The organism is Niallia sp. 03133, assembly GCF_052663225.1.
On sequence record NZ_JBQTCY010000011.1, the window covers coordinates 165,172 to 181,544 of the forward strand.

General features: G+C 35.5%; 14 protein-coding genes and 1 pseudogene. 14 read left to right on the forward strand and 1 reads right to left on the reverse strand.

Translation table 11 applies throughout. The annotated features are described in order from the left end of the window. The first annotated feature begins 91 nt into the window (after positions 1–91). Together ACTYBU_RS16535 and ACTYBU_RS16540 are read left to right on the forward strand one after the other, a co-directional pair. Positions 92–1,693 carry an amidohydrolase gene (locus ACTYBU_RS16535; RefSeq protein ID WP_445491407.1) on the forward strand — a complete coding sequence of 534 codons (1,602 nt, stop codon included), beginning with the start codon at positions 92–94 and terminating at the stop codon, positions 1,691–1,693. Between the two features lie 14 nt (positions 1,694–1,707). Then, complete coding sequence (locus ACTYBU_RS16540) at positions 1,708–3,027, forward strand: aminotransferase family protein (RefSeq protein ID WP_445491409.1); 1,320 nt, start codon at positions 1,708–1,710, stop codon at positions 3,025–3,027. Between the two features lie 150 nt (positions 3,028–3,177). Here ACTYBU_RS16540 and ACTYBU_RS16545 read toward each other — a convergent pair whose 3' ends face one another. Continuing rightward, positions 3,178–3,438, reverse strand: a complete 261-nt coding sequence (locus tag ACTYBU_RS16545) for a YiaA/YiaB family inner membrane protein (protein ID WP_445491411.1) — start codon at positions 3,436–3,438, stop codon at positions 3,178–3,180. A 219-nt stretch (positions 3,439–3,657) separates the two neighbouring features. Here ACTYBU_RS16545 and ACTYBU_RS16550 point away from each other — a divergent pair, with 219 nt between their 5' ends. From ACTYBU_RS16550 to ACTYBU_RS16605, 12 genes and pseudogenes are all read left to right on the forward strand, one after another. After that, positions 3,658–5,253, forward strand: coding sequence for an ATP-binding protein (locus tag ACTYBU_RS16550; RefSeq protein WP_445491412.1), 1,596 nt, complete (start codon positions 3,658–3,660; stop codon positions 5,251–5,253). Between the two features lie 45 nt (positions 5,254–5,298). Beyond that, the gene (locus tag ACTYBU_RS16555) at positions 5,299–5,739 is read left to right on the forward strand and encodes an Lrp/AsnC family transcriptional regulator (RefSeq protein WP_445491413.1); all 441 of its coding nucleotides are present in this window, start codon (positions 5,299–5,301) and stop codon (positions 5,737–5,739) included. Between the two features lie 455 nt (positions 5,740–6,194). Beyond that, positions 6,195–7,289, forward strand: coding sequence for a histidinol-phosphate transaminase (gene hisC / locus ACTYBU_RS16560; RefSeq protein WP_445491415.1), 1,095 nt, complete (start codon positions 6,195–6,197; stop codon positions 7,287–7,289). A gap of 23 nt (positions 7,290–7,312) precedes the next feature. Next, on the forward strand, positions 7,313–7,945 hold the full coding sequence (locus tag ACTYBU_RS16565) for a YitT family protein (protein ID WP_445491416.1): 633 nt from the start codon (positions 7,313–7,315) through the stop codon (positions 7,943–7,945). Between the two features lie 350 nt (positions 7,946–8,295). Beyond that, the gene (locus ACTYBU_RS16570) at positions 8,296–9,660 is read left to right on the forward strand and encodes an MFS transporter (protein WP_445491418.1); all 1,365 of its coding nucleotides are present in this window, start codon (positions 8,296–8,298) and stop codon (positions 9,658–9,660) included. A gap of 205 nt (positions 9,661–9,865) precedes the next feature. Beyond that, positions 9,866–10,207: a Na-translocating system protein MpsC family protein gene (locus tag ACTYBU_RS16575; protein ID WP_445491420.1), complete on the forward strand. Its 342-nt coding sequence runs from the start codon at positions 9,866–9,868 to the stop codon at positions 10,205–10,207. A 280-nt stretch (positions 10,208–10,487) separates the two neighbouring features. Beyond that, positions 10,488–11,540, forward strand: coding sequence for a Rieske 2Fe-2S domain-containing protein (locus ACTYBU_RS16580; RefSeq protein WP_445491421.1), 1,053 nt, complete (start codon positions 10,488–10,490; stop codon positions 11,538–11,540). A 59-nt stretch (positions 11,541–11,599) separates the two neighbouring features. Beyond that, positions 11,600–12,595 (forward strand): NAD(P)/FAD-dependent oxidoreductase, encoded by a 996-nt coding sequence (locus ACTYBU_RS16585; protein ID WP_445491422.1) that lies wholly within the window; start codon positions 11,600–11,602, stop codon positions 12,593–12,595. Between the two features lie 22 nt (positions 12,596–12,617). Further along, positions 12,618–12,866, forward strand: coding sequence for a ferredoxin (locus ACTYBU_RS16590; protein ID WP_445491424.1), 249 nt, complete (start codon positions 12,618–12,620; stop codon positions 12,864–12,866). Positions 12,867–12,918: 52 nt separating this feature from the next. After that, positions 12,919–13,929: an aromatic ring-hydroxylating dioxygenase subunit alpha gene (locus ACTYBU_RS16595; protein WP_445491425.1), complete on the forward strand. Its 1,011-nt coding sequence runs from the start codon at positions 12,919–12,921 to the stop codon at positions 13,927–13,929. 211 nt (positions 13,930–14,140) lie between these two features. Further along, a pseudogene (locus tag ACTYBU_RS16600) lies at positions 14,141–14,320 on the forward strand (NCS2 family permease); the annotation flags it as partial. A gap of 403 nt (positions 14,321–14,723) precedes the next feature. Further along, positions 14,724–15,776 carry a BMP family lipoprotein gene (locus tag ACTYBU_RS16605; protein WP_445491427.1) on the forward strand — a complete coding sequence of 351 codons (1,053 nt, stop codon included), beginning with the start codon at positions 14,724–14,726 and terminating at the stop codon, positions 15,774–15,776. The last annotated feature ends 597 nt before the right edge of the window (positions 15,777–16,373 follow it).

Sequence of the window (16,373 nt, forward strand, 5' to 3'; positions counted from 1 at the left end):
TGTTGTTGGATTTATATGGAAGTCATAGAATTGGTAGGAATTCGCTCACTCCATATGTAATTTTTAATTTTAATAGGAAGAAGGCGAGTAAATGGCTGCAGATATTATTTTTTTTAATGGGGAGATTGCTGCAATGGATGAGCAGAAAAATAGATACGAAGCCATTGCGATAAAAAAGGAGCGTATCGTTGCATTAGGCACAAATGAAGAAATAGTAGATTTGGCAGGTTCGGAAACGGAAGTGGTTGACTTAGAAGGAAAGGTTGTACTTCCAGGTTTCATTGATGCACATCAGCATTTATTTAATAGTGGATTTAATTTGCTATACGTCCATTGCAACCAATCCTCCATTCAAGAGATGGTACAAGTAATTAGTCAAAGGGCGAAAGAATCTGATTTAAATGAATGGATCATTGGCTGGGGCTATGATGAAGCAAATTTAAAAGAAGGGAGAGAGCCAAATGCTGTTGACTTCCAAGAAATAAATAATCCAATCTTTATCACCCGCTATTGTGCCCATACAGCAGTTGTAAATGAAACGGTATTAAAGCTTGCCCGAATTACAGAATCGACTACAGTCAAAAATGGTGAGATTGTTCGAAATCATAAAGGAGAACCGACTGGTATATTAAAAGAGGAAGCAATGAATCTTGCAAAAAAAGTAATGCCGCCATATACAAAGGACCAGATGAAGAAAGCTATAACACTAGTTATGGAGCATAACTTAGCACATGGAATTACAAGTGTACATGAAGCTGGTCTTGGTTTTTTCTCCGATTCATTGGAAGAGTATTATATACTGAAAGAAATGATGGCAGAGAACCAAATCCCTATCCGCATATATGCCATGATTTTAGAAAAGTTTTTTGAAGAAGCATTAGATAGTGGTTTGACCCCTTTATCCGGAAATAATAATTTGAAAATTGGATCAATTAAATTGTTTGCGGATGGAACGATAAGCGGGAAAACAGCAGCTATTTCTTTGCCATATAATCATTCGTCCGACCAAAATGGCATGCTGATGTTTACGGATGAAGAATTAGAGGTTAAAGTGTTGACTGCACATCAAAATGGCTACCAGGTGGCAATTCATGCAATTGGTGATCGAGCTGTAGAGCAAGTAATAAAAACGTATGAAAAAGCATTAAATAGAAATCAGCGCAAAGACCATCGTCATCGGATTGAGCATGCAATGGTGACAAATAAAGCATTGCGCAAGAAAATGAAGGAATTAGATATTATTCCAGTTTTACAGCCTGGATTGGTTTATCAAGCCGGCGATGTTTATAAGAAAAACTTGAATCCATCAATGATCGAGAATGTTTTTGCCGCAAGAAAGATGCTGGACGAGGGACTGTTGCCGACGGGAAGTTCTGATTTTCCGATTACGCCTTGTTCGCCGCTGCTTGGAATATATGCGGCAGTTTGTAGAGAAACAGCAAATGGAAATATTTTATCGAAGGAAAACTCGGTTAGTTTAGAGGAAGCAATAAAAATGTATACTCTTTATGCTGCTAGAGCTTCTTTTGATGAAGCGAACAAAGGGTCAATAGAAATTGGCAAATTAGGGGATATGACAGTATTACCAGCTGGTTTTTTTGCATACAATCCTAATGAAATAAAAAATGCAAACATTGAAATGACGATAATTGGCGGGAAAATTTGTTATAGAAGAAACTCTGCAAAGCAATAAAAGGAGGGAAAAGAATGACAAACCAGAAAAAGCAGCAGCTGGAAGCACTCGATAAAAAACACTTTCTTCATCCAACATCTTCTGTTCAGCAGCAGCAGCAATATGGTCCTGCCATTATTTTTGAAGAAGGCCATGGTATATATGTAAAGGATATAGAAGGGAAGGAGTATATAGAAGGAATGTCCTCTCTTTGGAATGTAGCAATTGGCTACGGCAGAAAAGAATTGGGGATTGCAGCAATGGAGCAAATGAATAAATTAAGTTTTAGCTCTACTTTTTCGACCTTCAGCCATGAACCTGCCATCCTTCTTGCTGAAAAGCTTGCCAATATGGCGCCAGGCAGTCTTAATACCGTTTTTTTTACTTCAGGCGGCTCAGAAGCAAATGATAGTGCGTTTAAATTGGCTCGTTATTATTGGATTTTGCAGGGAAAACCAGAGCGGAAGAAAATTATATCAAGAAAAAAAGCGTATCATGGAGTTGCAACAGGAGCTACAAGTGCAACAGGAATCCCTGAATTTCATCAAGTAACTAATTCCCTCGCACCAGATTTTATCCATGTGGATTCAGATTCCGTCGAAGCATTAAAAGAGGCAATCGAACAAGAAGGACCTGAAAATATTGCGGCATTTATTGCAGAACCAGTAATGGGTGCAGGCGGCATGTTCATTCCACCTGATGACTATTTAAAAGAAGTCCGCGCTGTTTGTGATCATTATAGTATTTTATGGATTGCAGATGAAGTGATAACAGGATTTGGAAGAACAGGGAAAATGTTTGGGGTCGAAAACTGGAATGTTGTTCCTGATATTTTAACGTTTGCTAAAGGAATTACAAGCGGATATTTTCCACTTGGAGGCGTCCTTATTTCAGAAGAAGTTTTTCAAGTGTTTAAGGACAAATCATCCGGAACTTTATTTCATGGTTTTACATACAGCGGTCATCCTGTTGGCTGTCATATCGCAAATAAAAACTTAGAGATTATCGAAAAAGAAAAATTAGTGGAAAACAGCCAATTAATGGGATTAGAACTCATAAAAGGGTTTAAAAAGTTGGAAGAAAATCTAAATCAAGTTGGAGGTATAAGGGCAATTGGTTTGTTAGGAGGATTTGAACTATATATCGATGTAAAAACAAAGAAGCGTTTCGCCGAAAAGACAGCACCTAAAGTGGTCGCTGAAGCAGCTAAAAATGGGCTGATTTGTCGTAGTGTGACCTATAATGATAGTGATACGGTTGTCTTAGCTCCGCCTTTAATTATTACCAAAGAAGAGGTAGATAAAATGATAAATATTTTACATGAGTCCATTAAAACGGTAGTCGCTGGTCTTTAAGCGGAATACTGTTTTTTTTTTGAAAGGGGTGGGGGAGAAGCTGCGCCTATATTATATGTAATGTAGATAATAGCATCTTTCATTCGCTTCTCTGAACATATAAGAAAGAGCCGCTCCCTTCATGTCGTCTGGATATAACACTAGTGTTGATTAATCCGCTTTAGATTGATTATATTTTCGTTCTTGTTCAGCTAAAATTTCATTATCTTCTGCATTATCTCTTGTTACTTTTTGTGTCAGAATGGCACCGACCGCCACTAATATCATTACAGCAATGTAATATCCTTTTTCATTCAGCTCTAAACTATCTGCGTTATAAAGACCGATGCAAAACAGTGCCACTCCAGCGAAAAAAGTAAAATAGGCTAATATGGTAAAAGCTGGTGTATTTCTTCGTCTGTATTTATTCATGATTTCCCTCCAAATTTATGATAACCAATTTAAAATAATGTAATATTACACTATAATAATACCATGATTTATCTAAAAATAGTTAAAATATTGAAAATTTATCCTACTTGTTTAATTAATCTTCTTTCGGATATATTGGATGTTCTAAAAATATCTTAGTCTTTCTGTGTTATAATAAACAGTCATAAAGAAGAAAAATATTTTGGAGTTTAAAAAGATATGAACGGCGAAGTAATTAATTTTGAAGAATTGAAAACAAAATGTAAACAAAGAGGGTTGATTTCAACCGGATATACTGTATTTTCGGAAAAATTAACGAGTGAGGAATTATACCGAAAACACAAGCAATATGCTGATATTTTAGAAATTGTGATTTATTTTTTGGATAAGTTTTTATTATCATTAAAAGATATTTCCATTGTTGCAAGTGTATGTGATGCAGAAGGATATTTATTAAAAATGCAGGGTGACGAAAGAAGTAAAGCAGCAGCTGGAAATATGGGTATTGTAGAAGGCGTTCGTTTTACAGAAGAGAACTGTGGCATTGATGCAATATCGTTGACTTTAAAATATAAAAAAGAAATTGAAATAGTCGGCAGCCAGCATTTTCATGAATATCTTCATGGTATTGCCTGTTATAGTGTTCCGATAATGGATTGGGATGAGGAAAAGGTGCTTGGAACCATTTCCATCATGACGGACAAAAAAAGTGCGAATCCATTATTGTTAACACTTCTCTCCACTGTCAATCAGTCTATTGAAAGAGAGATTGCATTAATAAGGCAAAATCACCAATTAGACCGATTAAATCAAATGATAATGGATACAACAAGAAACGGCATTTTGATATCGGACCAGGATGGAAAGCTAATTGGTTTTAACCCTTATGCAGAGTTTGTAACTAAGGTAAAAAAAGAAGAAGTAATTGGTTTAAATATTCGTCATTTGGACTATTTTGGAGAATATCTGCAAGATGTTTTAACGAATAAACAGCCTTATACAGATATTGAAATTTCCTTCTTTCGCAAAGAAGATGGTCAGACCCTTATATTTTTATTGGATTGTTTTCCTATGTTTGAAGAAAATGGAATGCTGGTGGGAGCCTTTGCGCAGTTTCGTGATTTTACGGAGCGAAAACGGACAGAACAACTATTATTGAATTCAGAGAAATTAACCGCTGTTGGGCAAATGGCAGCAAGTGTTGCACATGAAATACGAAATCCGCTTACGACTATTCGTGGATTTATTCAATATTTAGAAAAGGAATTTAAAGACGAGTCTCATTATCAATTAATAATGTCAGAATTAGACCGCATTAACTTTATTGTGGGAGAATTTCTCATTCTCTCGAAGCCACATGTGTTGAATTATGAATATAAGGATTTACATCAAATTTTGGACGAGACGATCTCTTTGTTTAAAGCAAGTGCTAATATGAATAATATTGTGATTAAAAAAGTATTTAACCATGAGGAAATTATTAATTATTGTGATGGAAATCAATTGAAGCAAGTATTTATGAATTTGTTTAAAAATAGCATGGAAGCTACTCCATTTGGCGGAGTTATTTCTGTACGGACATTTTTAGATAAGGATAGAAATACTGTCATTCAAATTGAAGATGACGGAAAGGGAATGGCTCCGACTCAAATCAAAAAACTAGGCTCCCCTTTTTATACGACCAAGACAACGGGTACGGGGCTAGGTTTTATGGTGATAAAAAAAATAATTAAGCATCATAAAGGAAAGCTCCATATTCAAAGTGAACTTAATAAAGGAACAACGGTTAGCATTACCATTCCGAGGGAGCATTAGAGAGATGGTCAAAACAAACAACAATAATTGGGAAGAGGGCATTATATGGATACCATTGATCAGAAGCTGATAAAGTTGCTTCAGGAGGATGGGCGAATGACGATTAGTGATTTATCTAAACACCTGTCTTTAAGTCGTCCAAGTATTTATGAGAGGCTGTTTCGCCTGCAAGAAAAGGGAATAATCGAACGATACACTGCTGTTATTTCACCGAAAGAGGTTGGAAGAGATACGTTATTGTTTATTCAAATGAGTGAATTGAAAACATCGCCGCAGGAGTTCGAACAGTTTATAAAAGACGATGAAGATATATTAGAATGCCACCGTATGACAGGCTATGTTTCTCATTTTTTAAAAGCAGCTGTAGGGGGAATGGAAGGAATACAAATGCTTGTTGACAGACTCATTCCATATGGAAACGTCAATACTTCCATTGTGCTTCGCTCAGCTGTGAAATATCGAAATATCACACCTTTGAAAAAATAAATTAAAAGATCGTAACTTTAAATAGAACTGATAAAAAAGCGAGTCAAAGCAAATATGCTGACTCGCTTCTGTGTGTAGACAAACTCATTTTTGCAGAAACCTCAGGCTGATCGAAAGCGGTTGTCTTTTGAGGAGTGAAGCCTTGGGAGGAGCGGAGTTACCGTGGTTGGGTAATGAGCATCCGAGTAAGGCGAACAACGAAGAAAGCGACCGTTTGTCGACAGCCTGAAGCGAGTCAAAGCAATATGCTGACCCGCTTTTTTGCCGTTTTGCCAATAAAAATAGATGGAAAGGAGATATATGAAACTCAATTGATACAAAATGTATATAATTGATTTTTTATTTATACAAATCGTATTTAAATTAGAGTCAATATGTACATTATTGCATACAAAATTTCGAAATTATCTTCTATTATTAATGAAAGAAACTGAATCAAAGAATGGAGAATAAAAATGACGACAAAAATACCAGCAAGAAAAAATCTTAAAAATATTAGTGCGTATGTTGCCGGCAAGCCGATTGAAGAGGTGCAGCGAGAGCTTGGGTTAACAAGAATAATAAAATTAGCTTCCAACGAAAATCCATATGGCTATTCCCAATTAGCAAAGAAAGCAATGCTTGCTGAAATGGACCAGACTGCTTATTATCCGGAAGGGATGGCACCAGCTTTGGCAGAAAAATTAGCTGTGAAGCTGGATACAAAAAAGGAAAATATCATTATCGGAAATGGTTCAGATGAAATTATTCGCTTGTTAACAAGAAGCTATATTGCCGAAAATGATGAAGTTATTATGCCAGATGTTACATTTCCCCGATATGAAACCAATGTATTAATAGAAGGCGGAAGCCCAGTGTTAGTTCCATTAATAGATGGTGTTCATGATTTAGACTCCATGTATAAAGCAATAACAGATAAAACAAAAATGATTGTGATCTGCAATCCTAATAACCCAACAGGGACTATTATTGAAAAAGCCAAACTGGAAGCATTTATGAGTAAAGTGCCCAAGCATATTTTACTGATTATTGATGAAGCCTATTACGAATATGTAAATGATGAAGAATATTTAGAAACCATTCCATATTTAGAAGCACACCCGAATTTAGTTATACTTCGTACTTTTTCGAAAATATACGGATTAGCATCTTTAAGAATCGGCTATGGAATCATGCAGCCTTCTATTATTGAAGAATTAGTCAAAGTAAAGGATGCTTTTAATACGAATCGATTAGCCCAAGCCGCAGCAGTCGCATCCTTAGAAGACGATGCATTTGTGAAATATTGTGCGAATCAAAATCAATTAGGTAAAGTATATTTGCAAACAGAGCTAAGCAAAATGGGACTAGAGTATTTTCCATCACATGCTAATTTCTTAATGATTAAATTAAATCAGCCTGGAAAAGAAATTTTTGAAGGATTATTAAAACAAGGAATCATCATTCGTTCTGGACATTTGCTTGGATATGACGATACGATTCGTGTTTCAATTGGAAGCCAGGAAGAAAATGAGGAGTTTATCCAAGCATTGAAGATAATTTTAAATTAATGAATGTCAAGAAGGAGCAATAGATGATGAAAAAAATAGCAAGTATTCTGCTCGGATGTTTTGTTTTAAGTATAGGAGTGCTTATTTTAAGGCATTCCCATTTAATTACCGGAGGAACGGTAGGTCTTTCTTTAAGTTTTTCTTATATAGTTAATTTACCATTTACTTATTTGTTTTTTCTTGTGAATATTCCTTTCTATATCTTTTCTTTTATTCAAATGGGATGGAAATTTACCGTGTCAACTATCTTTGCCGTTACCGCTTTATCCTTGATAACAAGTGTAGATCAATTGCTTCCTGCTTTTTCTATTACACCATTAGCAGGTGCTGTTATTGGAGGAATCATAAATGGATTTGGATTATCCATCCTCTTTTTGAATAAAGCATCACTTGGTGGGTCCAATATACTGGCGTTATTTTTACAGAAAAAATGTAAATGGAATCCTGGTAAAACAAATTTTGTTTTTGATTGTATCGTTGTTATTTCAGGAATATATTTTATGGGATTGGTAAAGGGAATTATTTCTATTATTTCGATTGCTTTTACATCAAGTATTATTAGTTTTTACAAAAAGAAAATTGCCGCATCTATGCAAAGAGAACAGGATGTTAAATCCTATAAAGTAAATGCAAAAGTAGTGGCAAATGAAGGATGAAAATTATTAAATAGAAACAGTAAGGGTAGGAAAAAGGCATGTGATTTTTGCCTTCTTACGCTTGCTGTTTCTTTTTAATAGCAACAATACATACCTGCATGGACTAGACAAAAGTAGAAGGGAATGTTAAACTCAAAACTGTTTGATTTTGTAGATATTTGTAGATAAAGATGAATGATGGTTATGGGAATACTTATAAAATTTATAGATTTCCTCTTCTATTACTTATTTTGAGTATGTAATAGTTTGCAAAGATGAAAATTTTAATTTTATCAGAAGCTAAGAAATCGTATATATTGCCAGATTTTTATTGGAGATGATTATTTGTTGAAGTCAGGGGGAATAATTTAATGGAAAAAAAAATAAAGACAAATAAAGATAAAACCTATCAGGGTAAATTTTCAAACGTAGCGAATCGTTTAGATCGACTGCCAATTTCAAAGGTGCATTATCGAATATTAATGGCACTTGGCATCGTCTACTTTTTCGATTTGGCAGATCTATTTACATTAAGCAATGTTGCACCAGCCTTAATCGACCATTGGGGAGTAGATTTGAAAACCATTTCTCATATTACGGCTATTTCTTTTCTCGGAATGTTTTTAGGGGCGTCATTTGGTGGAAGATTAGCTGATCGGATTGGGAGGAAAAAAGCTTTATCCTGGTTTGTATTATTGTTTTCATTGTCATCGGCTTTAAACGCTTTTGCCTGGGACATTCCATCTTTAATGTTCTTTCGGTTTTTCACAGGTGTTGGTGTTGCGGCAGCTATGATTGTGACAAATAGCTACTTGGCGGAATTCTTCCCATCAAATGTTCGAGGAAAGTATATATCCTTTTGTGCTATGATCGGACTGATTGGCATTCCGATAACAAATATTGTCTCTGCCTATGTAATTCCTCTAGGAGAATGGGGATGGAGACTTGTATTTATTTGGGGAGCAGTAGGTATTATCTATTTTCTTTTTATAAAAGGAATAGAGGAATCACCTCGTTGGCATGAAAATCGTGGAGAATATGACATTGCAGACTCTATTATGACTAGAATCGAAAAACAGGTGGAAAGCGAAAAAGGAATATTACCGGTTCCAAAAATGGGACAGGCTGTTCAAACGATACAGAAAGGCAGTTATTTAGATTTATTCAAAGGCAAAAACTTAAAAATAACGGTAGTTCTTTCTTTAGTATGGATATTTGAAACATTTGGATTTTATGGTTTTGCCTCTTGGGTTCCAAGTTTATTAAAAAGCCAGGGAGTAACCATGGAAAAAACCCTTTGGTATAATGTGCTCCATTCTATCGGTGCCCCACTCGGTGCACTTATCGGTTCATTGATTTCGGAAAAATTCCAAAGAAAATCAATATTAGCCTTTAGTGCCTTTTTAACTGCAGGAGCAGGTTTATTATATGGAATGACATTCCTTCCATTAATGATCATTATCTTTGGATTTATCGTAAATATTACAGAGCGTGTCTTTACTTCAAATTTATATGCTTATACATCGGAGCCATATCCAACCGCATACAGATCCTCAGGAAGTGGACTAGCATATGGACTAGGTCGTTTTTCTAATATCTTTGGATCGCTGCTTGTAGGATCTATCGCAATAAATCTAGGCTATGTCAGTGTGTTCTTATTTATTGGCGGCTGTTGGCTAGCTTGTGGGCTATTATTGATATTCTTCGGTCCAAAAACCAACTCCCAGCAAGTATAAAAATAAAATAAAAAAACAGAAGCCGTAATCGTTAGTTAAAAACAATTGCGGCTTCTTTATGATGAAAATCTGTTATAAAATAGATAGACCTATAATAAAAATATTCAAATAATTTCAAAAAACTATGTAAGAAAATCTAACAAAATGGTAGACTGGTTTCTCCTATTCTAGTAGTATAAAAACAACGAAACAAGGTGAATTAAAAATGAATCGCAATTTTAAAAAGCAATTAGCAGCTATTTTCAATGAAACAAACCAAGAAATATTTAATACAGGTGTTCATAATCAGAAGATTGAAATAATGGGAAATAAAGTTCTGATTATTGCAAGTACAAAACGTATGCCAGCCTTGGATGCTTTAGGCGAAGAATATGCTGGATTGGTTTTATCAATGGATGCTGCAGTATCAGTAAAATACAAACAAATATTAAAAGAAAAGTTAGAACAGGAACTAGATTTAAAAGTGACTTCTCTATTTAGAGATTATGAACCAGATATTGGAAGTTCATGCACTGTCATCTGTTTTGAAAATTTAATAACCGATTAATAATAGCTGCAGAGAACTCGTTATAACGTTTTTTCTGCAACTGATTATAAATAAGCAACGGATGCTTAATTTCTGTTTACAGAAAAGAAGAGCCGTGGAAATGGGAGTTCGAGTTTTAACTCTTCTATTTTCACGGCTCTTTTTTATTCATTAAACGATCCGTTTATCCCACTCTTAACGGGCAGTAAAACCCCCACTGATAGAAGGAGCACTTTATATTAATTTACTTTTTTGTTATTCAAAGAAAATGAAACCTTAATGAAAGAAAGGAAGAAATAATATGACTGAAAACACAACAGCAAAAAATAATCGAAAAGCAGCAGAATATCCACGAGATTGCACATTTAGTTTGGAAGATTGGACGGTTTTAAGCAAATATTATTTTCCTGTAGCACAAAGCACCGAGGTTACAGAGAAGCCATTAGCGGTGAAGCTGCTTGATGTGAACTTAGTTGTATACCGTACAAAGACCAAAATTGTAGTAGCTCGTGATCTATGTGTCCATCGAGGAACACCTCTTAGCATGGGGTGGGTAGAAGAGGAAGAAATTGTTTGCCCTTATCACGGATTCAGATATGCTGCATCTGGTGAATGTACATCGATACCAGCACATCCAGACGCGAAAATCAATCCTCGTTTATGTATGGCAGTTTTCCCAGTAGTAGAACGATTTGGATTAGTTTGGACATCGTTAACGGGAGAAATAGACAATATTCCATATTTTGAAGCTTGGAACGATTCTAGCTTCCAGCAAATCGTCTGCCCAAATTTTGATATTAATGGTTCTGCAGGGCGACAAATGGAAGGGTTTTTAGATGTAGCACATTTTGCCTGGGTTCACACAAGTACATTTGGGGATCGAAATAATCCAATTGTTCCAAGATACCAAGTGGACAATACAGAATATGGTCTGCATGTTGAATACTTAAGTTCTGTAAGCAATTATCCAAAAGGTGCACAGGACAGGGCTCCAAAGGATTTTGAATGGCTGCGTGTATTTGATGTTTATCCACCATTTACAGCAACTTTAAAGGTTTATTTTCCTGATAACGGAGAACTGTGGATTATGAATGCAGCATGCCCTATTTCTGCAAGAGAAACACGTTTATTTGTACCAATTGCTAGAAACTTTGATAAAGAATCGCCAATTGAAGATGTATATGCTTTCAACCTTGAAGTTTTTATGGAAGACAGAGAAATGGTTGAAAACCAAAAGCCGGAAGATTTGCCGCTTGATCTGCAAATGGAAGCACACATTATGGCAGATAAAACATCCATTGGCTACCGTAAAATTCTTAAAAAACTAGGATTGGGAGACGTTTATACTAGTTAATTTAATAAATAAAATAGAGAGAGTTAAAGGACAACGAAAGAATAGAAGGGGTTTATAAAATGAAAAAAGATACAAATATTTATGATATTACCATTATTGGAGGAGGTCCTGTTGGTCTTTTTGCTTCCTTCTATGGAGGGATGAGAAAATCCTCTGTTAAAGTGATTGAAAGTCTGCCGCAGCTCGGCGGTCAGCTTTCCACTTTATATCCAGAAAAATATATATACGATATAGCTGGATTTCCAAAAATTCGAGCACAGGAATTAATTGATGGTTTAAAGCAGCAAATGGCGCAATTTGAACAAACCATTTGTCTGGAGCAAGTAGCTCAAGATTTAGAAGTGCAGGCGGATGGCATTTTGAAGCTTACTACTGATAAAGAAGAGCATTTAACAAAAACAATCATTATCACTGCTGGAAACGGAGCATTTCATCCAAGAAAAATAGAACTTGATGGTGCAGAAAAATATGAAAAGGAAAATCTTCATTATTTCATTGATAATCTAGAGAAATTCCGGGACAAAAAAGTAATGGTATGTGGAGGAGGCGACTCTGCTGTTGATTGGGCTCTTATGTTAGAACCCATTGCAAAGGAAGTCATTCTTGTACATCGCAGAGACAAATTCCGTGCGCATGAACACAGCGTAGAACAATTGAACGCTTCAAAGGTTATGATTAAAACGCCTTATGTACCGGTAGAATTTATTGGAAATGAGAATAAAATAAATTCAGTTGTTCTAGAAAAAGTGAAAGAAAATACGAAGGAAGTTATTGAAGTAGATGATGTCATTGTTAACTTTGGATTCGTTTCTTCACTAGGCGCTATTAAAGATTGGGGATTAGAAATCGAGAAAAACTCCATTGTTGTTAATTCTAGAATGGAAACGAATATTCCTGGCGTCTATGCTGCAGGAGATGTTTGTACATTCGATGGAAAAGTAAAATTGATTGCAACCGGTTTTGGTGAAGCACCAACAGCTGTTAATAATGCTAAATCTTATTTAGATCCAAAAGCAAGAGTCCAACCGCTGCACAGTACATCTATATTTGCATAATTATGCAAGAGGGGGAATGAAAATGAGTACATTTACAATTGTAGATAAAGATACTTGCATCGCTTGTGGTGCATGCGGGGCAGCTGCTCCAGAAATATTTGACTATGATGACGAAGGGTTAGCCGAAGCTTTTAGTGATAACAATACAGGCACTGTGGAAATATCAGAAGATTTATTAGATGACTTAATTGACGCACAAGAGGGATGCCCAACAGATTCGATTAAAGTTGCAGAAGAATCCTTTGACGGAGATGCATCGAAATTTGAATAATAATTATTTGATATAGATTGTAAGAAACAAAACGCGCAATGGAGGGAAAGAGATGTTTAAAGATCCAGTATTAGCTAGTAATTGGCAGCCAGTTGCTTATTCACATGAATTAACGGAAAAACCAATGCCAGTTGTACTTTTAGAGGAGCGCATTGTTCTTTTTCGAACAAGTAAAGGGATTAATGTTTTTAAAGATTTGTGCATACATCGCGGTGCTGCTTTATCATTAGGTAAAGTAGAAAATGATTGTCTTGTCTGTCCATATCATGGATGGGAATACGAAACGGATGGAAAATGTGTAAAAATTCCTCAACAGCCTGCAAGCAGAGCGATTCCATTAAAAGCAAAAGCAGTAGTATATCAGGCGACGGAGAAATACGGATTAATTTGGGTGAAATTAATAAAAGATCAGTCCGATAGTAAAGATACGTTCTTTGAATACGCTGAATTTTCTGACCCTTCTTTTAAAACTGTGTTTGCGAACCCACATACATTTAATGCAGCTGCACCTCGTGTAGTGGAAAACTTTTTAGATGTAAGCCATTTAGCATTTGTACATGAGGGAAGTCTTGGTGATTCGAACCATGCAGAGATACCAGATTACAAAGTTCATTGGAAAGAAAATCGATATGTCTCTGATGAAATTCCTGTGTATGCAGATGCTGATGGTACAGGAAATTATACGACCCTTCATTATACGTTTGAGATTTTAGCACCTACTGCTGCCCGGCTAAAAAAAGTTAATTATGAAAATGGAGAAATTTTTGCCATGTTATTTACGGTACTTCCTCAAGAGGAAAGAAAATCAACCGTATTTGCTTTAGTCTCCAGAAACTATGCGTTTGATACACCTGATCAATACTTCACTGATTTTCAACAGCTTATTATTGAACAAGATACAGCTATTGTAGAAAGTCAAAAGCCAGAGGAACTGCCGCTTGATTTACAAGCAGAGCTTCACCTTATTCCTGATCGTGTCAGCATTGCATATAGAACATGGCTTGGCAAATTAGGAGTAACATTTGGCAGTGAGGTAAAAAAGAAAAAAGAAGTAACTTACTAAAGGCATCATTTATTCATCCAGCGCCCAGCGGCTAACAGTAAGTAAGTCGATGATCGGGCGCTTTCGCTTTTCTACCACTTTTAAGATGAATTTGAATAAGGATTAAAATCACTGTATTAAAAATATAGGTCCTTAAATTACTTGCTTTCTACATCGAGAAAAAAATTAGAAGAAGCAGTATAAGGTAAAGAACAAAATGTGGGAGGATCACATGTCTTTACATAAAAAATTGGAGATAGAACAAACGAAAACCAATTCTTCTCCAAGCTGGTTGGATCAATTTTTTCTTTTAAGCAAACGAAAAACAAATGTTAAAACGGAAATTCTTGCTGGGATTACAACCTTTATGACGATGAGCTGCATCATTTTTGTCAACCCATCCATTTTATCCCACTCTTAACGGGCAGTAAGACCCCCACCTCAAGGTGCTGAGGAATCGAAGAAGCTAGGTGGGGGATAACTGCCCGTAAAGGTCCGATAAGTTCAACTAACCATCAGTGGGGATGAAGAAAACCCCCACTGATGGAAAGGTTCACTTTATCAAATTATTTACAGAGAAAACCAGGGGGATACACTGGATTATGTATATTATTAGTGCAGCTTTTATTGTCAATTTTATTTTTAAGGTTTAATCATACTTTAATAAGAAAACGAACCAATTCTGTATTCGTTAAATTACTATAGTGCTGGTACGTCTAGTTTTAAAGTGTTAAGGTAGAAACGAATTTATAAATATAATTCGGAGAAACTATCGTAAATGCATTCTTGCAATAAAAAAATAGGGGGTACAAAAATTGAAAATGCGTAAATTTGGTTTAGCGATGTCTCTAGTACTTGCTGCTGGGACTGTTTTAGGGGCTTGTGGAAAAAAAGATAATGAAGGATCATCAAATAAAGATGAATTTAAAGTCGCAATGGTTACAGATCTTGGTGGTGTAGATGATAAATCATTCAATCAATCTGCATGGGAAGGCTTGCAGGCATTCGGTAAAGAAAATGGTCTAGAAAAAGGGGAAGGCATCGACTATTTACAATCTGAATCAGATGCTGATTGGGTTACAAATTTAAATACATTAGTACGTCAAAAAACAGATTTAATATTTGGAATCGGATTTTTGATGGCTGGTTCGATAGAAGAAGTTGCTAAACAACAAAAAGATGCTCATTTTGCTATTGTGGATTCTGTAGTTAAGCAACCCAACGTTGCAAGCATCACATTTAAAGAACAAGAAGCTGCTTTCTTAGCTGGTCTTGCAGCAGGAAAAGCAACAAAATCCAATAAGATCGGTTTTATTGGCGGGATGGAAAATGAAATTATTGGGCATTTTGAAGCTGGTTTTGTTGATGGTGTGAAAGCTGCAAATCCAAACGCAAAAGTAGATGTACAATATGCTGGTGCTTTCACAAAACCAGAAATCGGAAAAACAATCGCCAATAAAATGTATTCTTCAGGCGCTGATGTAGTATTCCATGCTTCTGGAGGAACAGGAGCTGGGTTATTTACAGAAGCTCGTGAATTAAAAGAAAAAGATCCTTCAAGATACATTTGGGTAATCGGAGTAGACTCTGATCAATCTCCTGAAGGGGCAGTTGGAAATCATAATATTGTGCTGACATCTGCATTAAAAGGTGTTTCTACAGCAGTACAGGATATTACGACAACAGCGAAAGATGGCAATTTCCCTGGCGGACAATCTCTTGTATATGGTCTAAAAGAGAATGGAGTAGGACTTGCTGAAATTAACAAAGAAGTTGAAAACAAAGAAGAAATCGATGCACTAGTTAAAGAATGGACAAATAAAATTAAAAACGGTGAGTACACTGTTCCTGATAAACCTGCTAAATAAGGATTTTGAAGCATCAATTCATCTTGGGCAAAATTGGCTTTTTCCATCGTAAGGGAGTATATTTCCGTCGGAGTAAACCTGTATGTTCGCATGGTGGATACAGTACTTTTAAAACAACCTTTATTAGCATAATGAACTTGATAGGAATAAGTGGTTTGCTTAGCAAACACTTATTCCTTTTCTTTCTAAAAAAATTTAGAATTTTTACTAAAAAACAGAAAAATATTCTGATTTTTATGAAGAATTTTAAAACAGATGAAAAGCACTTAAAAAAGAAGGTTGGAGAAATAAATCGCAGTGTTATGAAGGTGAATAGAGTATTGCTAGCTTTATCTAACGAACAGTAGTTAATCACCGCATCTAAGTTTATGGTCATGATTGTATTTTTAAGTGCAAAGTTCATTAAAAGTTAAAGCATTAAAAAATAAGGCTGTTAACAAAAGATTTAAGATCAAAAATAACGTATTTTACTTGCTATTTTATAAGTAGGACAGAAAGTATTCTGACTGTTGTTCATAATATTCTATAGGAGAAGGTGTGAAAAAGATGGAGTATGTTATTGAAATGTTAAATATACGCAAAGAATTTCCAGGAATT